The sequence below is a fragment of the Pseudoduganella chitinolytica genome (genome assembly GCF_029028125.1).
GTDB lineage: Bacteria > Pseudomonadota > Gammaproteobacteria > Burkholderiales > Burkholderiaceae_D > Rugamonas > Rugamonas chitinolytica.
On sequence record NZ_CP119083.1, the window covers coordinates 5,272,092 to 5,292,822 of the forward strand.

The 20,731-nt window shown below is 68.0% G+C and carries 22 protein-coding genes; 13 read left to right on the forward strand and 9 right to left on the reverse strand.

Annotated elements, in window-relative coordinates:
• The first annotated feature begins 34 nt into the window (after nucleotides 1-34).
• The 3 genes from PX653_RS23500 to PX653_RS23510 all read left to right on the forward strand — a co-directional run bounded on the left by PX653_RS23500 (nucleotide 35) and on the right by PX653_RS23510 (nucleotide 2,922).
• Entirely contained in the window at nucleotides 35-457 is a 423-nt protein-coding gene (locus PX653_RS23500) for a DUF2141 domain-containing protein (RefSeq protein WP_277415101.1), read from the forward strand.
• A 72-nt stretch (nucleotides 458-529) separates the two neighbouring features.
• Nucleotides 530-1,336, forward strand: a complete 807-nt coding sequence (locus PX653_RS23505) for an alpha/beta fold hydrolase (RefSeq protein WP_277415102.1) — start codon at nucleotides 530-532, stop codon at nucleotides 1,334-1,336.
• A gap of 2 nt (nucleotides 1,337-1,338) precedes the next feature.
• Nucleotides 1,339-2,922: a hybrid sensor histidine kinase/response regulator gene (locus PX653_RS23510; protein WP_277415103.1), complete on the forward strand. Its 1,584-nt coding sequence runs from the start codon at nucleotides 1,339-1,341 to the stop codon at nucleotides 2,920-2,922.
• 640 nt (nucleotides 2,923-3,562) lie between these two features.
• On the opposite strand, the gene PX653_RS23515 is transcribed toward PX653_RS23510, so the two are convergent.
• The 3 genes from PX653_RS23515 to PX653_RS23525 are packed head-to-tail and all read right to left on the reverse strand — an operon-like array spanning nucleotide 3,563 to nucleotide 7,304.
• Nucleotides 3,563-4,819 (reverse strand): hypothetical protein, encoded by a 1,257-nt coding sequence (locus PX653_RS23515; RefSeq protein ID WP_277415104.1) that lies wholly within the window; start codon nucleotides 4,817-4,819, stop codon nucleotides 3,563-3,565.
• Nucleotides 4,820-4,829: 10 nt separating this feature from the next.
• On the reverse strand, nucleotides 4,830-6,839 hold the full coding sequence (locus tag PX653_RS23520; protein ID WP_277415105.1) for a hypothetical protein: 2,010 nt from the start codon (nucleotides 6,837-6,839) through the stop codon (nucleotides 4,830-4,832).
• Between the two features lie 3 nt (nucleotides 6,840-6,842).
• A complete protein-coding gene (locus PX653_RS23525) occupies nucleotides 6,843-7,304 on the reverse strand; it encodes a hypothetical protein (RefSeq protein WP_277415106.1) in 462 nt (153 codons plus the stop codon).
• Nucleotides 7,305-7,619: 315 nt separating this feature from the next.
• Here PX653_RS23525 and PX653_RS28245 point away from each other — a divergent pair, with 315 nt between their 5' ends.
• On the forward strand, nucleotides 7,620-7,808 hold the full coding sequence (locus PX653_RS28245; RefSeq protein ID WP_307731072.1) for a cupin domain-containing protein: 189 nt from the start codon (nucleotides 7,620-7,622) through the stop codon (nucleotides 7,806-7,808).
• A 1,841-nt stretch (nucleotides 7,809-9,649) separates the two neighbouring features.
• Here the strand turns inward: PX653_RS28245 and PX653_RS23535 are convergent.
• From PX653_RS23535 to PX653_RS23560, 6 genes are all read right to left on the reverse strand, one after another.
• Nucleotides 9,650-9,880, reverse strand: a complete 231-nt coding sequence (locus PX653_RS23535; protein ID WP_277415108.1) for a hypothetical protein — start codon at nucleotides 9,878-9,880, stop codon at nucleotides 9,650-9,652.
• Between the two features lie 93 nt (nucleotides 9,881-9,973).
• Nucleotides 9,974-11,011 carry an NAD(P)H-dependent glycerol-3-phosphate dehydrogenase gene (locus PX653_RS23540; RefSeq protein ID WP_277415109.1) on the reverse strand — a complete coding sequence of 346 codons (1,038 nt, stop codon included), beginning with the start codon at nucleotides 11,009-11,011 and terminating at the stop codon, nucleotides 9,974-9,976.
• A 1-nt stretch (nucleotide 11,012) separates the two neighbouring features.
• Nucleotides 11,013-11,456, reverse strand: a complete 444-nt coding sequence (locus tag PX653_RS23545) for an SH3 domain-containing protein (RefSeq protein ID WP_277415110.1) — start codon at nucleotides 11,454-11,456, stop codon at nucleotides 11,013-11,015.
• 96 nt (nucleotides 11,457-11,552) lie between these two features.
• Nucleotides 11,553-12,044 (reverse strand): protein-export chaperone SecB, encoded by a 492-nt coding sequence (gene secB / locus PX653_RS23550; RefSeq protein ID WP_277415111.1) that lies wholly within the window; start codon nucleotides 12,042-12,044, stop codon nucleotides 11,553-11,555.
• 149 nt (nucleotides 12,045-12,193) lie between these two features.
• Complete coding sequence (gene grxC, locus PX653_RS23555; protein ID WP_107144216.1) at nucleotides 12,194-12,454, reverse strand: glutaredoxin 3; 261 nt, start codon at nucleotides 12,452-12,454, stop codon at nucleotides 12,194-12,196.
• 16 nt (nucleotides 12,455-12,470) lie between these two features.
• The gene (locus PX653_RS23560; protein WP_277415112.1) at nucleotides 12,471-12,872 is read right to left on the reverse strand and encodes a rhodanese-like domain-containing protein; all 402 of its coding nucleotides are present in this window, start codon (nucleotides 12,870-12,872) and stop codon (nucleotides 12,471-12,473) included.
• Between the two features lie 129 nt (nucleotides 12,873-13,001).
• Here PX653_RS23560 and gpmA point away from each other — a divergent pair, with 129 nt between their 5' ends.
• The 9 genes from gpmA (at nucleotide 13,002) to gspK (ending at nucleotide 20,731) form a co-directional block, all read left to right on the forward strand.
• Nucleotides 13,002-13,748, forward strand: coding sequence for a 2,3-diphosphoglycerate-dependent phosphoglycerate mutase (gpmA, locus tag PX653_RS23565; RefSeq protein ID WP_277415113.1), 747 nt, complete (start codon nucleotides 13,002-13,004; stop codon nucleotides 13,746-13,748).
• Between the two features lie 8 nt (nucleotides 13,749-13,756).
• Complete coding sequence (locus PX653_RS23570) at nucleotides 13,757-15,250, forward strand: peptidoglycan DD-metalloendopeptidase family protein (protein ID WP_277415114.1); 1,494 nt, start codon at nucleotides 13,757-13,759, stop codon at nucleotides 15,248-15,250.
• A 53-nt stretch (nucleotides 15,251-15,303) separates the two neighbouring features.
• A complete protein-coding gene (locus PX653_RS23575) occupies nucleotides 15,304-16,794 on the forward strand; it encodes a S41 family peptidase (protein ID WP_277415115.1) in 1,491 nt (496 codons plus the stop codon).
• Complete coding sequence (locus PX653_RS23580) at nucleotides 16,791-17,570, forward strand: HesA/MoeB/ThiF family protein (protein ID WP_277415116.1); 780 nt, start codon at nucleotides 16,791-16,793, stop codon at nucleotides 17,568-17,570. The genes PX653_RS23575 and PX653_RS23580 overlap by 4 nt, the downstream gene beginning before the upstream one ends.
• 171 nt (nucleotides 17,571-17,741) lie before the next feature.
• Nucleotides 17,742-18,185, forward strand: a complete 444-nt coding sequence (gspG, locus tag PX653_RS23585; protein ID WP_277415117.1) for a type II secretion system major pseudopilin GspG — start codon at nucleotides 17,742-17,744, stop codon at nucleotides 18,183-18,185.
• Nucleotides 18,186-18,205: 20 nt separating this feature from the next.
• Nucleotides 18,206-18,667 (forward strand): type II secretion system minor pseudopilin GspH, encoded by a 462-nt coding sequence (gene gspH / locus PX653_RS23590; protein WP_107144209.1) that lies wholly within the window; start codon nucleotides 18,206-18,208, stop codon nucleotides 18,665-18,667.
• A complete protein-coding gene (gspI, locus tag PX653_RS23595; RefSeq protein WP_371876377.1) occupies nucleotides 18,664-19,044 on the forward strand; it encodes a type II secretion system minor pseudopilin GspI in 381 nt (126 codons plus the stop codon). Before gspH ends, gspI begins: the two co-directional genes overlap by 4 nt.
• Nucleotides 19,041-19,679 (forward strand): PulJ/GspJ family protein, encoded by a 639-nt coding sequence (locus tag PX653_RS23600; protein ID WP_277415118.1) that lies wholly within the window; start codon nucleotides 19,041-19,043, stop codon nucleotides 19,677-19,679. Before gspI ends, PX653_RS23600 begins: the two co-directional genes overlap by 4 nt.
• Nucleotides 19,676-20,731: a type II secretion system minor pseudopilin GspK gene (gene gspK, locus PX653_RS23605; protein ID WP_277415119.1), complete on the forward strand. Its 1,056-nt coding sequence runs from the start codon at nucleotides 19,676-19,678 to the stop codon at nucleotides 20,729-20,731. Before PX653_RS23600 ends, gspK begins: the two co-directional genes overlap by 4 nt.

Genomic DNA, 20,731 nt, shown 5'->3' on the forward strand with positions numbered 1-20,731 from the left:
ACAGGCTTGTCCCGCAAACGAGAAAGGAAACACCATGATTGCACCCTGCAAGGCCATCGTCTCGGCCATTGTCCTGGCGTCCGCGCTGGCTGCCACGCCGGCACACGCGGCCAGCATCGAAGTACGGGTCTCGGCCGTCGGGCCGAAAGGCAAGGTCAACGTGGCCGTGTGCGACCGCGAGCGCTTCCTGAAGGAGTGCGCGTACAGCGCGTCGGTGGCGCCGCAGCCGGGCACCACGACCGTGACGGTGCCGAACATCCCGCCCGGCACCTGGGCCGTGCTGGCCTACCAGGACGAGAACGGCAACGGCAAGCTCGATCGCAACCTGCTGGGCATCCCCAGCGAGAGCTACGGTTTCAGCCGCGATGCCGCGGGCCGTTTCGGTCCGCCGACGTTCGAGCAGGCAGCCATCGAAGTGGGCGAGGAGCCCGCCGTGGCGCCCATCCGGCTGCACTGAACGGGGCGTGGCGGCCGTGTCGAGGACTGTTAAAATGTCATTCCTGCCGACACAACCCCCGGGACTGTACCGATGACCCTGCAAGAGAAGAACAACATCCACATCCTGGGCTCCGGCCCCGCCATCGTGCTGCTGCACGGCTTCGGCTGCGACCAGAACATGTGGCGTTTCCTCGTGCCAGCGTTTGCGCGCACCCATACCGTCATTCTTTATGACCTGATCGGCTCGGGCAAGTCGCATCTCGCGGCCTATGACCACGACCGCTACGGCACGCTGCAGGGCCATGCCGACGACCTGCTCGACATCGTGCGCGAAGTGGCGGTGGGACCCGTCACGGTGGTCGGCCATTCCGTCAGCGCCATGATCGCGCTGCTGGCCACGAACAAGGCGCCCGAGCTGTTCGACGCGCAGGTGATGGTGGGACCGTCCGCCTGCTACATCGACGACGACAAGGACGGCGGCTATCGGGGCGGCTTCACCCGGGCCGACATCGACGACCTGCTGGACACGATGGAAAGCAACTACCTGGGCTGGTCCAGCGCCGTGGCGCCGCAGATCATGGGGGCGCCCGACCAGCCGCACCTGCGCGAAGAGCTGACCAACAGCTTTTGCCGCACCGACCCGGACATCGCCAAGCACTTCGCCCGCGTCACGTTCCTGTCCGACCACCGCGCCGACCTGGCGCACTGCCGGCTGCCCACGCTGATCCTGCAGTGCACCGACGACTTCATCGCCCCGGTCGCGGTGGGCGAATACATCCACCGCGCGATCGCCGGCAGCGAATACGTCCTGATCGACAATACCGGGCATTGCCCCCACCTCAGCGCACCGGACGCCAGCGTGGCGGCGATCCGGCGCTTCATCGACGGGCGCCGCTGACGATGCAGCAGCACGCACTGCCCGATCCGGATGCCGCCTGGCTGCGTGCGCCCTGCGGGCTGCTGAGCGCGGACGGGCGCGGCCTGATCGTGCGTGCCAACGAGACGTTCTGCCACTGGCTGGGCTACCGGCGCGACGAGCTGGAAGGCACGAAGCGCTTCATCGACCTGCTGCCGATGGGTGCGCGGCTGTTCCACCAGACGCACTGGCTGCCGCTGCTGCAGATGCAGGGCTCGATCGCGGAAGTGCAGCTGGACCTGGTGCATCGCGATGGCCGCCGCATCCCGATGCTGCTGAACGCGTTGCGGCGCGACCAGGATGGCGTGCAGATGGACGATATCGGCGCGATGGTCGCGTCCGACCGCAAGAAATACGAGCGCGAGCTGCTGGACGCGCGCCAGCGCGCCCGCACGCTGGAGGCGGGCCAGCGCCAGCTGAACGACGAGCTGGCGCGCGAACACCGTCGCAAGGACGAGTTCATCGCCACCCTGGCGCACGAGCTGCGCAACCCGCTGGCGCCGATCGCCAACGTGCTGGAAGTGCTGCGCCTGCGCCCGGCGGACGACGAACTGTGGCGCTGGAGCCAGGACGTGCTGGAGCGCCAGCTGGCGCAACTGACGCACCTGGTGGACGACCTGCTGGAAGTGTCGCGCATCACCCAGGGCAAGCTGGTGCTGCGTTCGGAGCCTGTACTGCTGGCCGACATCCTGGCCGGCGCCGCCGAGGCGGTCCTGCCGGCGGTGACGGCGGCGCGCCAGAAGCTGACGATCGGGCAGGCCGCCGTGCCGCTGACGGTGCATGGCGACCGCACCCGCCTGACGCAGATCGTCTGCAACCTGCTCAACAACGCCAGCAAGTTCACGCCCGAAGGCGGCGCCATCGGGCTGGCCGCCAGGGAGGCCGACGGCATGGCCGTCATCGAGGTGTCCGACACGGGTGCCGGCATCCCGGCCGGGCAGCTGGAGCGCATCTTCGACATGTTCTCGCAACTGCACCCGCCGCTGGAACGGTCCGTCGGCGGGCTGGGCATCGGGCTGGCGCTGGTCAAGGGCCTGACGGTGCTGCATGGCGGCACCGTCAGCGCGCGCAGCGCCGGGCTGGGGCACGGCAGCGTGTTCCAGGTGACGCTGCCGCTGGCCTCCCAGCCCGCCGCCGCGCCGCCGCTGCCGGATGCCCGCACGCCCGGCGGCAAGGCGCGGCTGCTCGTCATCGACGACAACGTCGACGCCTGCGACACGCTGGTGATGGCGCTCGACATGCTGGGTCATGCGGCGCACGGCGCCCACACGGGCGCAGCAGGTCTCGCGGCGCTGGAGCAGGGCCGGCCCGACTGCGCCCTGGTGGACATCGGCCTGCCCGATATCGATGGCTACGAACTGGCGCGGCGCGTGCGGGCCACGCCGTGGGGGCGCGCCATCGTGCTGATCGCCGTGACCGGTTGGGGCCAGGACAGCGACAAACGGGCGGCCATGGAGGCCGGGTTCGATGCGCACTTCACCAAGCCGATCGATTTCACGAAGCTCGATGGGGCGATTGCGGGGTTGTTGGGTCGTCGCTCCGGGACTGATCCCGGATTCCCAAGTTGACGGCCGGTCCGCTGGAGCAATGTCTGTTTGCGGCCGATCGATGTGGCCGGACCGCCAGCCGCGGATGGAAACAGGGGTCGGTCCCCTGCGGGGACAGACCCCAAGCCTCCCAGCACTGCGGCTATCCCACATCACCAAGCTCGATGGAGCGATTGCGGGGTTGCTGGGGTCTGTCCCTCCGGGACTGACCCCGGTTTCCCAGGTTGACGGCCGGTCCGCTTGAGCAATGACTGTTTGCGGCCGATCCATGTGGCCGGACCGCCAGCCGCGGATGGAAACCGGGGTCGGTCCCCTGCGGGGACAGACCCCAAGCCTCCCAGCACCGCGGCTATCCCACATCACCAAGCTCGATGGAGCGATTGCGGGGTTGCTGGGGTCTGTCCCTCCGGGACTGACCCCGGTTTCCCAGGTTGACGGCCGGTCCGCTTGAGCAATGACTGTTTGCGGCCGATCCATGTGGCCGGACCGCCAGCCGCGGATGGAAACCGGGGTCGGTCCCCTGCGGGGACAGACCCCAAGCCTCCCAGCACTGCGGCTATCCCATATCACCAAGCTCGATGGAGCGATTGCGGGGTTGCTGGGGTCTGTCCCTCCGGGACAGACCCCAAGCCTCCCAGCACCGCGGCCACTCCCACATCAGCTACAGCTTGATCACCTGCGGCCGCCGGTTCTTCGCGGTCCCGTACACGAACGCATGCAACGACGGCACCCAGCGGAACTTCGACCAGATATTGTTCCGCGCGGCCTGCAGTTGCGCCTGGCCGCCGCTGTCGTTGGGCCAGTGCTGCAGCGGCACCCGTTCCCACGTCCAGGCCGCGGTGGCAGGATCGGCCGCGGGTGGCGTCAGCCGGACCACGACGGGTGGCGACACCGTCTGGTCCAGCCCCACGATGCAGCCCAGTTCGTCGACCCATTGCAGGCCGAGCGAATCGAGGCGGTGGAAGTTGGCGCCGCCGCCGTCGTAGCCGTCCGTCAGCGACGGTACCGTGCCGGCCGTGCTGATCGTCGTCGAGGCGCCCGTGACGAGGTTGCGGATGTACATGCGGCGGTAGGCGCTGCCCGCGTAGGGGCCGGACGAATAGCCGCCGTCCAGCGCGATTAGCAGGTTGAGGCGCTTGCACAGCACCAGCGCGCCGTTGGCCAGGTTGCCGCCCAGCGCGGGATGCTGGGTGATCTCGCCCGTGCGGCTGACGAACAGCGTGTAGTGGGCGGTGCCGTTGGTGGCGGCCCACCAGCCCTGGCGCACGTCGTCCATCACCGTGATCGGGTAGGTGCCGCGCGACGTGTCGCCTGCCGTGAAGCGGATGCGGGTCGGGTCGGCGTTCTGCGGCTGGCGCGTGACGAAGCGGCTGTAGCCGTAGTTCAGCTGCGCCACGTCCAGCACATTGATGCGGTTCTCGTACGGACTGCCGGCCCAGAAGAACGACAGCAGTGACCCGCGCACGCCGCCGCCCCAGGCGCGCGGCAGTTCCTGCAGGCCCAGGTAGGTGTGCGGGGTGTAGGGCGTGTTGTCCGGCGCGTAGCCTTCGACGAACGTGGTGGCGATGTTCGCCGTGGTGGGCACGTTGGCCACGCTCCACGTCAGCGTCGAGAAATCGCAGATCAGCGAGAACTGCACGTTGGGCAGCGACGTCGTCGCTTCGTGCCCGCCGGAGTAGTAGACCTGGGCCCCCAGGCTGCTGTAGTCGCGCAGGATGGCGCTGCCGCCCCAGACGATGAATGGATTGTCCATCGCGTCGCTGACGGAGCGGTACAGCGCCGGCGTCACGTCCTGCGGCATGTTCTTCATCGGCACGTCGGCGAAATAGCCGGGCGGCGGCACCCACGCGGGCACGCCGGCGGGCTGGTTGTTCGGCACAATGCGGATGCCGAACGGGGCGGAGGATACCTGTGCCATGCTGTGCTCCTCAGGTCGGACGCGGCATCACGCTCCACACGGGAGCGTTGCTGACGGCGTTGACGAAATCGTTCCAGTTCGGCGCGCCCGTCATGCGGCCATAGGCTTCGCGTGCGCCCGGCACGTTGTGCTGCGCCGCGTAGGCCAGCGCCGGCTGCAGGTTGGCCCAGTAGCTGGTGGGCTCGGGAAAGTAGGCGCCGCGCAGCGGGCCCACGACACCGGGATTGGGCTTGCCCAGGGTGGCCTGGTAGACCTGGCCCCAGTTGGCATACCACGGCCCCGTGCCGCCGGCGAAATCGGCCCGGTCGGTGGGCGCGACGGCGATCGTGTACTGGGCCGCGTCGCTGAACAGGTAGTCGGTCGGCGCCGTGCCGCCGAAGCGGCCGACGATGCTCTTCGCCTTCCAGGCAAAGAAGGCCGCCAGGTGCGCCGTGCCGCTGGCCGGCAGCGGCGGCGCCAGGTCGATCAGGTAGCCGGTGCAGGCAGTGAAGAAGTCCTGCATCCACGTCGCTTCCGACCAGAATCCGCCCGTGTAGCTGGAGTAGGGCCAGACGAAACCTTGCGGGTTGTTCGGCTTGGCGACATACAAGCCCCAGTAGTACTCCACGTTGGCGGCCAGCGAGGCCAGGAACTCGGCCTGCAGCGGGTCGCCGTCCGGCGTCACCGTCCAGGCCTGGCCCAGCGTGCGCAGGGCCCAGGCGGCCCCGCGGGTCGTGTTGGCGCCGGCGTTGGTGAGGAATACGCCGGCCGAGTACTGGCGCGTCTGGTCCGTGTTCTTCAGGTAGTTGGCGGTGGCGGCGAACTGCACTTCCTCGAGGAAGTAGAAGCGCCCCGTCAGCAGGTAGGGGAAGAAGCCGACCGACGGATGGTGCGGCGAGTCCCAGCTGGGCGGCACCGTGCCGGTCGGGATCGGTGTGTACTGGTTCCTGCTGGAGGCGCCCGAGTTGTCGATGGCACTGGAGCCGTTGACCACCAGGTTCGGATACGCCGAGAAGCGCAGCGGCTGCTGCGTGCCTTCGTCGCGGTAGTGGATCGGGTAGCGTCCCACGCTGTAGTGATTGGCGATCAGTCCGGCCAGTGCGCGCCGGTCGTCGCTGGTCAGGTACAGCACGTCCCACTCGGGCAGGATGCCGATGGCGGGCTGGTAGCCGCCCTGGCCCATCGCCGGCGAGTGGTTGCCGCGCTGGAGCGGTATGTACGTCTGCGCCAGCGTGTTCCACAGCGGCGCGCTCGACGGCACCCGCGCACGGTAGGCCGGCACCAGGCCGGTCGACTGCAGGTAGCCCTTGTCGTGGGTGGCGATGACGTCGCCGGGGCTGCCGGCCCAGTAGCTGAAGTTGCTGCCGGAGGCCAGCACGGTGCGGCAGTGGTGCGGCAGGTCGATCGTGGCGGCAAAGCGCTGGGCGCCGTTCAGGGTGAACGTGAACTGGGCATTGCGGTTGCTCTGGCCCGGCAGGTTGATGTAGCCGTTCTCGATCCACGGCAGCACCTCCACCGCGCCGCCGGCAAACAGCCGCACTTCCAGCCAGGCGACGAGATGCGGGTCGCTGCCGATGCTCTTGCGGTAGATCCAGGAGCTCATCTGCGGGCCTTCGATCCAGCGCCGCAGCGGGGTATCCCAGTCGCCATCGGCCCAGCTGGCGCTGCCGTAGCTGCCGGCACCGATGCTGGCCGTCAGGCCGCTATTGCGCAGTGCGGCGGTGGCCAGCCCGACCTGCGCCGCGGCGGGCGCCTGGCGCAGGACGACGGTCAGCGTGCTGCCCGCGGCCAAGGTGGCGCGGCCGGCGACGATGGCGAATTTCAGGGAGCCGTCCGGCCACGTGTTCTTCGGCGTCACCTGGACGCTGCCCGTATTGGCCGCCAGGCTCGATCCCGCCGGCACGTGGCCCTGCCGGAAGGCATGGCCCAGCGCGAACGGCAGGTTGCTGCCGCCCGTGGCGGACGACAGCCGGAACGTGGCGATGTCGCGGCCTGCCGGCTCGATGCGGATCGAGAACGGCGCGGAGGAGGTCTGGGCCATGGCCTACACCTTCGCGGTCAGGACAAAGCCGTCGGCACTGCCCACGGCGCCGCTGCCGTCATAGTCGAAGGAGCGCTTGGTCGCGTTGAACGTGACGCCCGGCGGCAGCGCGCCAGCGGCCAGCGCCAGGACCGCGTTGGTGGCGTTGCTGACGTATCCGGCGATGCTGATACTGGAGGGCACGCCTTGCACGAACGTCAGCGTGGGGATCGGACTCCACACGGGCAGGCCGGGCGAGGTGGGCGTGGTGACGGGCAGCGGCGACGTGACCGAACCCCCTTCACCCGCGGCACCGCCGCTGCCGCCGCCGCAGGCCTCCAGCACGACGCTGCTGGCACCGGCCGTGACGAGCTTGATGAAGCTGCGGCGGTCGAAGCGATTCTTGCGTCGCTCCTGGGTGACGACCAGCTCCGGGTCGGTCGCCTGGCGCCGCTGTCCGCGGCGCATTTCGAGGAATTTATTCATGACCAGTGCTCCAGAAAAGTGATTCCGGTCGGTGCTGCTGCTGTCGTCGTCTCCGGCTTCAGTGTCGCACTTTTCCGTTATTAGTCGCGTTCGCTTGCAGCCTGCACGCGCGTCGCCGCGGGCGCCGGGCTGCTAAGATGAGATATCCAAGCAACCCCCGATAAGGAGCGCTCCATGGCTTTACAACACGCATCGTCCGGACAAGTGATTGCCCTGCAACGCAGCGGCGAAGACGTGACGCAGTTCTCATCGATTGCCCTGGCCAAGACCGATGAGCTGGAACTGATCCGGCTGGTACTGCCAACCGGCAAGACGATGCCCGAACACTGGGTCAAGGGCCAGGTCACGCTGCAATGCCTGTCCGGCGCCATCGCCGTCGAGGCACATGGCCGTACCGTCGTGCTGCACGATGGCGAGATGCTGTACCTGGAAGGTGGCGCCGCGCACGCATTGCGGGCGGAAAGCGACTCGGTCGCCCTGCTGACGATCCTGCTGAAGGACTGACGCCACGTACTCCACGCGGTACAGCACGCGCGCCCGCGCCAGCGTCCGGCCGTTGACGGGATTGCGCTCCACCCGCCCCATCGCCACCAGGCGCATCGCGCCGTCATGCTCGAGTCCTGTGCCGGCCGCGTAGACGTGCGTAATGCCGGCTGCGCGCAGGATTGCGCCGCGCAAGCGTGCGGCCGCCGGTGCAGTCAGGCTGGGCGGTAATCCCAGCAGCCGGCGTCCTTCCGGCATGCTGACGACGCGGTTGGCCAGTGCCACGCCCGCCAGCGGATAGTGCCAGCTGCGGTCGGCCAGGTTCAGGATGACGGCGCCGGGCGCCAGCCGGTCCACCGCGGCGGGATACTCATACAATTGAGCGCGACTCGTCTGCCGGGCCAGCAGGATACGGTCGGCAAACGTCATGGCCTGGCGCGACAGGAATACGGCCAGCATGGCCCATACGCACAAGCCCAGCACGCCGTCGAACAGCGCGCGCCAGCGCCCGGCCGCCTGCGTGATGGCCCACGCTGCCAGCGCCGCCAGGCACGGCAGCGCGGCCAGGGCGTAACGGGGCTGGTGGTCGTCCAGCAGCCACCACGCCGCCAGCACCCCGCTGGCCACCGCCAGCAGCGCCAGCCGTACACGGTGGACGCGCCAGCCGTCGCGCAGCAGCGCGCTGCCGAAGGCCAGCGCCGTGCCCGGCAGGGCCGCCGCGACAAACGCCCCCAGCCCGGCACTGTGCTTGAAGTTCTGGCCCCAGCGGTGCGGCTCCCGCCACGGATACGTCAGCCACTCGGCCGGTGCCGCCACCCACTCGAATTGCGTCGCGTGGCGCAGCGCGAAGTCGACGTCCCCTGCCGGGCGCCAGCCCAGCCACGTGCCCAGCAGTGGTGGCACGACGGGATACAGCGGATTGCCATAGGCCAGCGCATTGCGCGCGAGCCAGAAGCCGGCCATCGACAGCGCGGCCACCCCGTACAGCGCGGCGACGCGCGGTGCCCGCGGGCCGGCGCGCACGCAGACCAGCAGCCCGACCAGTCCGCCCCCGATCAGGTGCAGGCTCTTGAATCCGAACGCGAGCCCGGCGGCAAGTCCCGCCAGCACGGCGGCCTTTTCGCACGGAAGCCCGCGGCACAGCGCGCAGTACAGCGCCAGCGCGACAAAGGCCAGTCCGCCCACGTCGGCGCTGGGCTCGGCCACGGAGAACGCCACCATGGGCACGCTGAGCAGGCCGCAGGTAGCCAGCAGCGCCGCCCGGCGGTCGGCATCGGCCAGGCGGCACAGCCCGTACGTGGCCAGCGCCAGCAGCGGCAGCAGCACGAGGTTCATGGCGCCGGCGAGCCGCTCGGGCACCACCGCCAGCAGGAACGCGGCCAGCACGCTGGCATTGGCCGGGAAGGTATGCGGGAAGCTGCCGTCCCAGGCCTGCAGGCTGTGCGTCTGCAGCATCGCCACGGCGGCGGGCAGGTGATACGCCAGCACTTCGTACCCTTGCGGAAAGGCGCACACGAGCATCGCGGCCGTCAGCGCGAAGACGACACCGGTGGCGCGGGCCACCATCCCGGTTGGCCCATCCGGTTGGGGCAACGCGAGGCCGTGCGGGTGGCGCGGCAGCCAGCGGGCGGCCAGCGCGGCAATGGCCAGCAGTGCCGCCGCATGGCCGACGGTCACGATGCGTACGTCCCACAGCAGTTGGGCCGCACCCAGCAGGTGGAACGCGAGGAAGAACGGCGCGCTGGCCAGCAGCAGGAGCACCAGCGCGCGGGTCAGCGCATCGGCGCGGCCGCACAGCAAGGGCGCCAGCCGCAGCGCGATCCCTGCGCAGGCCAGGACGCCAAGCGCGGCGGCAATACCGGTCACGACAAATTTCCCAGCAGCACCGACACGGCCCGGCGCAGCAGCAGGACATGGTTGCGGATACCGTCGCTGGCCGTGAAATACACCAGGGCCGAGCAGGCGCTGGCGCAAGCGGGCAAGCCCTTCGCCAAGGCGGTGTGGTGTCGCAAGAGACGGCCGGGATCGCGCGGTAAGAACGAACAGAGGCGCGAACACAGGCGCGAAGAGCGCGCAGAAGAACGGATGGTCATGATAGCTCGACGGCAGAAGACCGTGTCGATGCTATCGAGAAAGAGTCGCCGCCGATCCCGATTACGTCAAGGATCGTGCGGCAAGGCAATAACTTACTTCGGCGCCGGGGTCATCGATTCTTCGCGGGGATCGCGCGCCAGCATGCGCGCGACCATGTCCTGCGGTTGCTGGCCGTCGAACAGCACAGCCGCGACGGCGTCGGTGATGGGCATGTCCACGCCCAGGCGGCCGGCCAGCTCGCGCACGGCCTTGGCACACGGCACACCCTCGGCCACGTGGCCCAGTTCGGTGACGATCGTCTCCAGGGCCTTGCCCTGTGCCAGGCCAAGGCCGACACGGCGGTTGCGCGACAGGTCGCCCGTGCAGGTGAGGATCAGGTCGCCCATGCCCGTCAGGCCCATGAACGTTTCGATATTGCCGCCCAGCTTCGTGCCCAGCCGCGTGACCTCGGCCAGGCCGCGCGTGACCAGGGCGGCGCGGGCGTTCAGGCCAAGGCCCAGGCCGTCCGCGACGCCGGTGGCGATGGCCATCACGTTCTTGACGGCACCGCCCACTTCGACGCCGATGACGTCCTCGCTGGAATACACGCGCATCGTGCCGCCGTGCACGGCCGCGACGACGCTGTCGCGCAGCGCCGCCGAGGTGGAGGCAATGGTCAGCGCGCACGGCAGGCCGCGCGCCACTTCCTGCGCGAACGACGGGCCCGACAGCGCGCCGCTGGCGATCGAGTCGCCCAGCACTTCACGGAAGATCTGGTGCGGCAGCAGGCCGGTGTCGTACTCAAAGCCCTTGCACAGCCAGACCAGGTTCGGAATCGGCCGGCCTTTCAGGCTGTGCAGCAGCGGGCGCAGGCCCGCCACGGGGCAGGCGGCAATCAGGAGGCCGCCATCGCCTTGCGTGTGGGCCACGGTGGCATCGAAGTCCGTGCACACCTGCAGGCCGGGCGGGAATGGATAGCCCGGCAGGTAATGGGTGTTGTCGCGCGCAGCAGCGATCTCTTCCATCGCCGCCGTGTTGCGGCCCCACAGCAGCACGTCATGGCGCGCCGCGACGGCGATGGCGACGGCCGTGCCCCAGGCGCCGGCGCCCAGCACGCCGATGCGGCGCCGGGCAGGTATTGGTTGTTGCATGTCAGAGGCCCCAGATCTCGCTGCTGCGGACGTAACCGGTCAGGCCGTCGCGGTGACGCACCCGCGTCCAGCCGTTGGCGCCCGGTTCCACCAGTTCCAACAGTACGCCCTTGTCGGCGAGGAACACGACGGGAGCAGTGTCGTCTTCGGTGCTGCGCACCTTGGTGTTGGCGGCGCGGATCACCACGTTGCGCTTGGCCGACAGGCCGCGCAGCGGCGTCCATGCCGTATCGCCGCTGACGTCGCGCACCTTGACCCACTCGCCATAGGCCAGCAGGATTTCCAGCGGCGCGCCGCGCGGCACGATGAATAATTTGTGGCCCTTGGTGGAGGGCGCGTCATACAGCACGGCGGGGGCCGTACCGACCGTCTTGAAATCGGCTGCCAGGCCGGCACCGGAGGCCAGCGTCAGCACAGCCCCGATTATCAAACGGGTAACAGTCATTGCAGAAAACTTTCGCTCAAAATGATCAAAGGCCACGAGGGCCTTTGATTCGGGGACATCCGCGGCATGCCGCGGTCCCGGTCGCGTCCGTGTGGATTACTGGACGGTATTGGTGCCTTCGGCTGGCGTCGAACCGCCGGCTGCGGCTTGCTGTTCGGCGAGGGCCTGCAGGCGCTGCTGGTAGAACACTTCGAAGTTGATCTCGGCCAGGTGCACTGGCGGGAAGCCGGCACGGGTGATCAGGTCGGCGATGTTGGCGCGCAGGTAAGGGTACACGATGTTCGGGCAACCGATGCCCAGCAGCGGGTCCAGCTGTTCGTTCGGAATGTTGCGGGCTTCGAAGATGCCGGCTTGCTTGCCTTCGACGAGGAAAGCAACCTTGTCCTTGACCTTGGCGGTCACGGTGATCGTCACGGTCGATTCGAAGATGCCGTCAGCCAGCGGTGCGGCGCCCACGTCCAGGGCGACTTCGATCGACGGCGCTTCCTGTTCCAGGAAGATGGCCGGGGAGTTCGGCTGTTCCAGCGACATGTCTTTCAGGTAGACGCGTTGGATTTGGAATACTGGTTGCTGATTTTCGTCGGACATGGAACGCTTTCAATGAATTGGACAAATGATGGATGGTGCTTGGCCAAGGCTGGGAACAGCCCGAATCAAACGCGAGGCAATTGTAGCAAAAGAAATATGATTGCGATCCTTTTTTAGCCCCGCCCTGGCCTGGCATCAATCCGGGCGCTTCAGCCCTGCAACAGCGGATCGAGGCGGCCTTGCTGGTCCAATGCGTACAGGTCGTCGAAGCCGCCCACGTGGGTGTCGCCCACGTAGATCTGCGGCACGGTGCGGCGGCCCGTCTTTTCCATCATGACCTGGCGCTGGGCCGGGTCGAGGTCGACGCGGATCTTGTTGACGTTCTTGATGCCCTTGCTTTCCAGCAGGCGCTCGGCGCGGATGCAGTACGGGCAGACGGCGGTGGTGTACATGGTGACGTTGGCGGTCATGGCATTTCTCCTCGCGTTATTTGGTGGTTGGCAGACCCTGGGTCCGCCACGCATCGATGCCACCGTCCAGGACGACGACATCCGTGAAACCAGCCTGTTCCAGAATCTTTGCGGCACCGAAAGCCCGCGTCCCTTTTTGGCAGACGACCACGGCCGTCCTGTTCTTCAGTTTATCCAGTTCGCCGGTGCGTCCCTTCAGGTCCTTCAGCGGGATGTTGCGGGCGTCGCGCAGGTGACCGGCAGCGAACGCATCGGCGTCACGTACGTCCACAATGGTGGCCTTACCGCGATTTATCAACTGCGTGACCTCCAGCGGGGTGGCCTTTTTGCCCCGTTGCGTCAGCACCGGCCAGAGCAGGGCGCCACCGGACAACACGGCGATGCCAACAAGAAAGATATGGTCGAGAATGAATTTCACTGTGCTTCCAATGGTTGAACTGAATCCGCGCATTATAAAATAGATGCCGATCCGCAGCCCCGGCACCATTTTTCTGGCTGACGAGCAAGATTGTGTCCACCGATTCTTAACCTCTGAACTGATAGCTCTATGTACAAAATCGTATTCATGCGTCATGGCGAGTCCACCTGGAATCTCGAAAATCGTTTCACCGGCTGGACCGATGTGGACCTGACGGAAAAAGGCATCAACGAAGCCCGCGCCGCCGGCGAAGTGCTCAAGCGCGAAGGCTACACGTTCGACCTGGCCTACACGTCGGTACTGAAGCGCGCCATTCGCACGCTGTGGCTGACGCTCGATGCGATGGACCTGATGTACCTGCCCGTCAAGCACGACTGGCGCCTGAACGAGCGCCACTACGGCGCGCTGCAGGGCCTGGACAAGGGTGAAACGGCGGCCAAGTACGGCGACGCGCAAGTGCTGGTCTGGCGCCGCAGCTACGACACGCCGCCGCCGGCGCTGGAAGAGGGCGACGACCGCACGTCGTTCAACGACCCGCGCTACGCCGGCCTGGCGAAAGAGCAGATCCCGCTGACCGAATGCCTGAAGGACACCGTGGCGCGCGTGATGCCGGCCTGGGACGAGGAAATCGCCCCGGCCATCAAGGCGGGCAAGAACATCCTGATCTCGGCCCACGGCAACAGCCTGCGCGCGCTGATCAAGATGCTGGACGGTATCAGCGACGAGGAAATCGTCGGCCTGAACATCCCGAACGGCCAGCCGCTGGTGTATGAACTGGACGCGGACCTGAAGCCGATCCGCCACTACTACCTGGGCGATGCCGACGCGATCGCCGCAGCCCAGGCCGCGGTTGCCAACCAGGGCAAGGCAAAGTAAAGCACTCGATGGCAGGTCACTCTCTTCGCCGCGGCGCCTGGCTCGCCGCGGCGCTGGCGCTGGCGCTGTGCGCCGGCGTCCATGCAAAACCCACGGAACGCAGCAAGCAGAAGGCCGCCGCCGAAGCGCAGCGTGCCGCCCTGCAGCAGAAGCTCAACGCCTTGAAGCGCGACATCGGCCAGACCGAAAGCGCCAAGGAGGAGGCGGCCGACACGCTGGCCGAATCCGAGCAGGCCATCTCGCAGGCCAACCGGCAACTGCGCGAGCTGGCCGACGAGCAGGCGCAGACCAATGCCCGCATCGGCGAACTGGCCACGCAGCGCGAACGGCTGGCCGCCACCATCGCGGAGCAGAAGCGCCAGCTGGCGCGGCTGCTGCGCGAGCAGTACGTGGCCGGCAACGAGGATCGCATCAAGCTGCTGCTGTCGGGCGACAATCCGAACCGTATCAACCGTGACCTGCAATTGATGTCGTACGTGTCGCAGGCGCAGGCGCGCCTGATCGAATCGCTGCGCGCCAACCTCGTGGCCGTCGAGGCCAACCAGGCCGAGGCCCAGAATGCGCGCGACGAGCTGGAAGAAATCGCGCAGGAAGAGCAGCAGCAGAAGCAGGTGCTGGAGCAGCAGAAGGCCAAGCATGCCGCGCTGGTGGCAAGCCTGTCGCAAAAGCTCGTCAGCCAGCGCCAGGAAGTGGGCAAGGTCGAACGCGACGAGCAGCGCATGGGCGCCCTGGTCGACCGCCTCAATAAACTGATCGAAGAACAGGCCCGTGCCGCCGCTGCCGAAGCGAAGCGCAAGGAGCTGTTGGCCGCCGCGCGCGCGAAAGCCAAGGCCGAGGCGGAAGCGCGCGCCAAGGCCAAGGCCGAGGAAGAGCGGCTGGCGCAGGCGAAGGCCCGGGCCGAACGGGAGCGCCTGGCGCGGGAAAACCGTGGAAAGACGCCACCGGCGCAAGCGCCGCGCGTGGCCCAGAAACCGGAACCCAAGCCGGAGCCGGTCCGCCCGGAACCGAAACCGCAGGTGGCGCAACGGGAGCCCGCCAAGCCGGAACCGCGCGACGAAGGCGCGGCCAAGCCGGCCGACGTGGCATTGGCGCCAGCGGCGCCGGCCGGCGCGTTCGCCAGCCTGAAAGGGCAGATGCGCGCGCCGCTGTCCGGCCGCATCGCCGCGAAGTTCGGCAGCAAGCGTGGCGATGGCCCCAGCTGGAAAGGAGTCTTCATCCTGGCCGGCGAAGGCACCGAGGTGCGGGCGGTGGCGGGCGGTCGCGTCGTGTTCGCCGATTGGCTGCGCGGCTTCGGCAACCTGATCATCGTCGACCACGGCAGCCAGTACATGAGCATCTACGGTAACAACCAGTCGCTGCTGCGCCGCGCGGGCGACGTGGTCAAGGCCGGCGACGTCATCGCGGCGGCCGGAAACAGCGGCGGTAACGAAGAATCGGGTTTATACTTTGAGTTGCGCCACCAGGGCCGGGCCTTCGATCCGGCCGGATGGGTGAAGTTCTGAAACCTCGGCCGGACGGGCCAAGTTCTGGAACCTCGGCGCACAGCGGAAAAAATATGGGTATTAACGTCAAGAGTATCGGCCTGATCGGCCTGGGCATGGTGGCCGGCGTCGCCGCCTCCTTCCAGTTTTCCGCCGCCGCGCAGAGGGCCGAAGCGCCGCTGCCGCTGGAGGAACTGCGCCAGCTGGCCGATGTGTTCGGCCTCATCAAGACCGACTACGTGGAAAGCGTCGACGACAGGAAGCTGGTGGAGGACGCCATCGCCGGCATGGTGGCGTCGCTCGACCCCCACTCCGTCTATCTCGACAAGAAGGCATTCCGCGAGATGCGCGAGTCCGTGCAGGGCAAGTTCGTCGGCATCGGCATCGAGGTGGCGATGGAGGACGGCTACGTCAAGGTGGTGTCGCCCATCGAGGACTCGCCCGCGTACAAGGCCGGCCTGAAGTCCGGCGACCTGATCACCCGGCTGGACGGCGTGCCGCTGAAAGGCATGACCCTGGACGACTCGATCAAGAAGATGCGCGGCGAGCCGCGCACCAAGGTCGTGCTGACGGTATCGCGCAAGGGCGAGGACAAGCCGCTGATCGTGCCCATCGTGCGCGAGGAAATCCGCGTGCAGAGCGTCAAGGCCAAGCTGATCGAGCCAGGCTACGTGTGGCTGCGCATCGCGCAGTTCCAGGAGCCGACGGTGGACGAGATGGCGAAGAAGCTGTCGTCGCTGTACGCGCAGAATCCGGACATCAAGGGCATCGTGCTGGACCTGCGCAACGATCCGGGTGGCGTGGTGCCGGGTGCCATCGGCGTCTCCGCCGCGTTCCTGCCGAAGGATTCCGTGATCGTCTCCACCAACGGCCAGCTGGCCGATTCCAAGCACACGTTCTACGCCCGGCCGGACGACTACCTGGGCGGGCGCGGCGTGGCCGATCCGCTGGCCAGGCTGCCGGCCGCGCTGAAGACGGTGCCGCTGGTGGTGCTCGTCAATGCCGGTTCGGCGTCCGCCTCCGAGATCGTCGCCGGCGCGCTGCAGGACTACAAGCGCGCGATCGTCATGGGCAGCCAGACGTTTGGCAAGGGCTCGGTGCAGACGCTGCGCCAGCTGACGCCCGAGACGGCCATCAAGCTGACGACGGCGCGCTACTACACGCCGAAGGGCCGGGCGATCCAGGCCAAGGGCATCGTGCCGGACGTGGCGGTGGACGAGACGGCCGAAGGCGATGGCCTGAACGGCCTGCGCCTGCGCGAGGCCGATCTCGTCAAGCACCTGGCCAACGGCGACGAAGCGGAAGCGAAGCCGGGCCGCCACGACGAGCTGGAAGAAGAGCTGCGCCTGCTGGCGCTGGCGAAGAAGCAGAAGCCCGTCGAATTCGGCAGCAAGAACGACTTCCAGCTGGCGCAGGCGCTGAACCACTTCAAGGGCCTGCCCGTGAAGGTGGCGCGGGTCGATCCCGAGGACGACAAGCGCGCCGAGGAGATCGTCGGCAAGACCGAGGCGAAATCGGGTGTCAAGCCCGAGGACAAGAAGGCGCCGGTGTCGAAGACCAAATGAGCGCGCTTGAGCTCTCCGACGCGCAACTGCTGCGCTACTCGCGCCATATCCTGCTGGACGAAATCGGCATCGAGGGCCAGCAGAAGCTGCGCGCGGCGCGCGTGCTGGTCATCGGCGCGGGCGGGCTGGGTTCCCCGGCCGCGCTGTACCTGGCCACGGCCGGGGTGGGGCGCCTCACCATCGTCGATCACGACAGTGTCGATGTGACGAACCTGCAGCGCCAGATCGCCCACACGCTGGCGCGGGTGGGCCGCAACAAGGCCGAATCGGCGCGCGAAGCCATCGCCGCCATCAATCCCGACGTGGCAGTGGTCGCGCTGGCCGAGCGCGCGGACGCGGCGCGCCTGGCGGAGCTGGTGGCCGATGCCGACGTGGTGCTCGATTGCACCGACAACTTCGCCACCCGGCATGCCGTCAATCGCGCCTGCGTGGCGGCGCGGGTGCCGCTGGTGTCGGGCGCCGTGATCCGCTTCGACGGCCAGGTCAGCGTGTTCGACCCGCGCGGCGGCACGCTGCCGTGCTACTCCTGCCTGTTCCCCGAGGACCAGCCGTTCGAGGACGTCGCCTGCGCCACCATGGGCGTGTTCGCGCCGCTGGTGGGCATCGTCGGCGCCATGCAGGCCGCGGAGGCGCTGAAGCTCGTGATGGGCATCGGCGAGTCGCTGGCGGGCCGCCTGCTGCTGCTGGACGGGCTGCGCATGGAGTGGACCAGCATCGGGGTAGGCCGCAACGACGGCTGCCCGGTGTGCGCATTGGGGTCTGTCCCCGGTAAGTGAAGCCCGAGCGCTGGCCAGCGGCACCACGAGGGGACTGACCCCGGTTTTCACCGCCAGCGCGCTTAGCACCAGTAACAAAACATGACCGCCAACCCGGTTTTTCACCGCCCTGTTATATTTCCGGTCTATACTGCTGCACTCTTGTTTTTACGCTAACCATCAGTCAAGTCTATGCAAAACGTCTCACAACGGATGCGCCGCGCACGCGGCTTCACGCTGATCGAAATCATGGTCGTGGTGGTCATCATGGGCGTCCTTGCGGCACTGGTCGTGCCCAAGCTGCTGTCCCGTACGGGCGAATCGAAGGTGGCCGCGGCCAAGGTCGACATCGCGACGATCATGCAGGCCCTGAAACTCTACAAGCTCGACAACACCCGCTATCCGACGACGGAGCAGGGCCTGCAGTCGCTGCTGACGAGGCCGACGGGCGGCCCGCCGGCCACCGGCTGGAAAGAGGGCGGCTACCTGGAAAAGATGCCGAAGGACCCGTGGGGCAACCCGTACCAGTTCCTGTCGCCCGGCGTGAAGGGTGAAGTGGACGTGTTCTCGCTGGGTGCCGACGGCCAGCCCGGCGGTACCGGCGACGACGCCGACATCGGCTCCTGGGACAATTGATCGTCCTGCAATAAGCAGCCATGATGCGCCAGCGCGGCTTCACGCTGATCGAGCTCCTCGTGGTGCTGGTCATCATCGGGCTGACCTTGGGTCTCGTCACCATGAACGCGGCGCCCAGCCAGCGCCAGGCCATGCAGCAGGAGGCGCAACGCATCGCGCTGCTGCTGCAACTGGCGCGCGACGAGGCCATCGTGCGCAACCGTCCCGTGGCCTTCGAGGCCAACGCCAACAGCTACCGCTTCCTGGTCCGCAATGGGCGCACGTGGGAAGCGCTGCCGGCCGACGACATGCTGCGCGAGCGCGAGTTCAAGCGCAGCCCCGTCACCCTGCTGCTCGATCCCCCGACCAACCTGCCCGGCGCGCCGCTGCGCATCGTGTTCGGCCGCGAGCCGGTGGACAAGCCGTTCGTGCTGACCTTGGCCAGCGGCGACGTCAGCGCGGCGATCCGCGCCGACGGCATCGGTCACTTCGCGGTCGAATGATGGCGCTACCCCGCACATCCGACGCCGGCTTCACGCTGCTCGAGGTGCTGGTGGCGCTCGTCATCGTCGGCACCGCGCTGGGGGCCTCCCTGCGCGCCATCGGCAGCCTGACGCAGAACAGCGACGGCCTGCGCAGCACGATGATGGCCACGTGGTCCGCCGAGAACCGCCTCGTCGAGATCCGGCTGGCGCGCGTGTTCCCGGCCGTCGGCAAGACCTCGTATGCGTGCCCGCAGGGCGACATGGCGCTGATCTGCGAGGAGAACGTCGTGCTCTCGCCCAATCCGCGCCTGCGCCGCGTGGAAGTCAGCGTGTTCGATGCCGCCCATCCGGAGCGCCGCATCATCAAGCTGGTGCAACTGGTGCTGCGCGAATGACGGGGCGCCGCTCCGACGGTTTCACGCTGGTCGAGCTGCTGGTGGCGATCACCGTGCTGGCCATCGTCGCCGTGCTGGGCTGGCGCGGGCTGGACAGCATCGTCCGCTCGCGCGTCCAGCTGACCGAGCAGATGGAGCACGCGCGCGGCATCCAGCTCGCATTCGCGCAGATGCAGAGCGACCTGGAACAGCTGGCCGATGCACAGCTGCTCGGGTCGCGCCAGCGCCTCGTGGCCGACAACGCCCGCCTGATCTTCGTCCGTACCGTGTTCCCCGAAAACGCGCCGTCGCAGCTGCAGGTGGTCAGCTACCGCCTGCGCGACGGCGTGCTGTCGCGGCGCGAATCGGTCAACACGCGCGACCTTACGCAACTGGACTCGCTGTGGCAGGTGGCGCTGGGCGACACCGATCCCGTGCCGGGCGTGGCGCTGCAGTCGGGCGTGGCCGGCATGGACGTGCGCATCTGGGAAAACGGCAACTGGCGGGCACCCGCCAACAATGCCGGCGCGACGCAGCAGGGTACCGCGCCCCAGGGCGCGCAGGGCGCCGCCGGCATGAAGGGCCTGGAGATGTCGCTGCAGCTGCAAGGCCAGCCCAATCCGCTGGTGAAGATCCTGCTGCTGGGGGCCGTATGAGCGCGCGCCCGTTGCGTCACGCGCGCCAGCGCGGCGTGGCCGTGGTGACAGCCCTGCTGCTGACCACCCTGGCCGTGACGATCGTCGCCAGCCTGTTCTGGCAGCAGCAGGTGCAGGTCCGCTCGATGGAGAACCAGCGCCTGCACCTGCAGACGCGCTGGGTGCTGCGCGGGGCGCTGGACTGGGCCCGCCTGATCCTGCAGCAGGAAGGGCGCGACAGCCGCGACATCACCCGCGAGGATGGTGTCTGGGCCACGCCGCTGGCCGAGACGAGGCTGGACCAGTACCTCGAGCGCGAGCGGCAGAATAACGAAAGCTACGATGCGACGCTGTCAGGGCAGATTTTCGATGCCCAGGCACGCTACAATCTGGCGAACCTGGCAAGTGCCAACGGTACCGTCGATCCAGTGCAGCTGGCGGTATTCCAGCGGCTGCTGCGCAACCTGCAGCTGAGCGACTCGATGGCGCAGGGCGTGGCCGACGCGGTGAAGCGGGCCTACCAGGCCACGCCGCCGCCGGTGGCGCCGCAGGGCGCAACGGGGACGGAAACGGTAATTGGCACACCCGGAACGGCCGACGGCACCAAGGGTGTGGGCACGCCGGTGCGCGGTACGACCGGCACGGGCGCCGGCAGCGGCAGCGCGACGCCACTGGCCATGATCCGGGCCGAGGACCTGCTGGCGGTGGCCGGGGTCACGCAGCAGGCCGTGGAGCGGTTGCGCGAGTTCGTCATCGTGCTGCCGGTGGGGACGCAGGTGAATCCGAATACCGCCAAGGCCGAAGTACTGGCGGCGCTGTTCGAGACCATGTCGGTATCGGAAGCGCAGTCGCTGGTGGTGCAGCGCAAGCGCTCGCCGTGGTCGCAGGCCAATGGCTTGAAGTCCGCCGGTGGCATCGGGCCGGTGGCGCCGGTGGCCTACCGCAGCGACAACTTCCTGGTGCAGAGCCAGGTGCGGCTGGAGCGGGCGGCGCTGGAGACGTGGTCGCTGATCCGGCGCGATCCCCATGACCAGGGTTCGCGTACGGCACCGGTATGGATACGGGAACTTTAG

Bases quoted from the DNA above. Each gene is read 5' to 3' on its own strand.
- PX653_RS23500 (WP_277415101.1), top strand. From the start codon at position 35: ATGATTGCACCCTGCAAGGCCATCGTCTCGGCCATTGTCCTGGCGTCC.
- PX653_RS23505 (WP_277415102.1), top strand. From the start codon at position 530: ATGACCCTGCAAGAGAAGAACAACATCCACATCCTGGGCTCCGGCCCC.
- PX653_RS23510 (WP_277415103.1), top strand. From the start codon at position 1,339: ATGCAGCAGCACGCACTGCCCGATCCGGATGCCGCCTGGCTGCGTGCG.
- PX653_RS23515 (WP_277415104.1), bottom strand. From the start codon at position 4,819: ATGGCACAGGTATCCTCCGCCCCGTTCGGCATCCGCATTGTGCCGAAC.
- PX653_RS23520 (WP_277415105.1), bottom strand. From the start codon at position 6,839: ATGGCCCAGACCTCCTCCGCGCCGTTCTCGATCCGCATCGAGCCGGCA.
- PX653_RS23525 (WP_277415106.1), bottom strand. From the start codon at position 7,304: ATGAATAAATTCCTCGAAATGCGCCGCGGACAGCGGCGCCAGGCGACC.
- PX653_RS28245 (WP_307731072.1), top strand. From the start codon at position 7,620: ATGCCCGAACACTGGGTCAAGGGCCAGGTCACGCTGCAATGCCTGTCC.
- PX653_RS23535 (WP_277415108.1), bottom strand. From the start codon at position 9,880: ATGACCATCCGTTCTTCTGCGCGCTCTTCGCGCCTGTGTTCGCGCCTC.
- PX653_RS23540 (WP_277415109.1), bottom strand. From the start codon at position 11,011: ATGCAACAACCAATACCTGCCCGGCGCCGCATCGGCGTGCTGGGCGCC.
- PX653_RS23545 (WP_277415110.1), bottom strand. From the start codon at position 11,456: ATGACTGTTACCCGTTTGATAATCGGGGCTGTGCTGACGCTGGCCTCC.
- secB (WP_277415111.1), bottom strand. From the start codon at position 12,044: ATGTCCGACGAAAATCAGCAACCAGTATTCCAAATCCAACGCGTCTAC.
- grxC (WP_107144216.1), bottom strand. From the start codon at position 12,454: ATGACCGCCAACGTCACCATGTACACCACCGCCGTCTGCCCGTACTGC.
- gpmA (WP_277415113.1), top strand. From the start codon at position 13,002: ATGTACAAAATCGTATTCATGCGTCATGGCGAGTCCACCTGGAATCTC.
- PX653_RS23570 (WP_277415114.1), top strand. From the start codon at position 13,757: ATGGCAGGTCACTCTCTTCGCCGCGGCGCCTGGCTCGCCGCGGCGCTG.
- PX653_RS23575 (WP_277415115.1), top strand. From the start codon at position 15,304: ATGGGTATTAACGTCAAGAGTATCGGCCTGATCGGCCTGGGCATGGTG.
- PX653_RS23580 (WP_277415116.1), top strand. From the start codon at position 16,791: ATGAGCGCGCTTGAGCTCTCCGACGCGCAACTGCTGCGCTACTCGCGC.
- gspG (WP_277415117.1), top strand. From the start codon at position 17,742: ATGCAAAACGTCTCACAACGGATGCGCCGCGCACGCGGCTTCACGCTG.
- gspH (WP_107144209.1), top strand. From the start codon at position 18,206: ATGATGCGCCAGCGCGGCTTCACGCTGATCGAGCTCCTCGTGGTGCTG.
- gspI (WP_371876377.1), top strand. From the start codon at position 18,664: ATGATGGCGCTACCCCGCACATCCGACGCCGGCTTCACGCTGCTCGAG.
- PX653_RS23600 (WP_277415118.1), top strand. From the start codon at position 19,041: ATGACGGGGCGCCGCTCCGACGGTTTCACGCTGGTCGAGCTGCTGGTG.
- gspK (WP_277415119.1), top strand. From the start codon at position 19,676: ATGAGCGCGCGCCCGTTGCGTCACGCGCGCCAGCGCGGCGTGGCCGTG.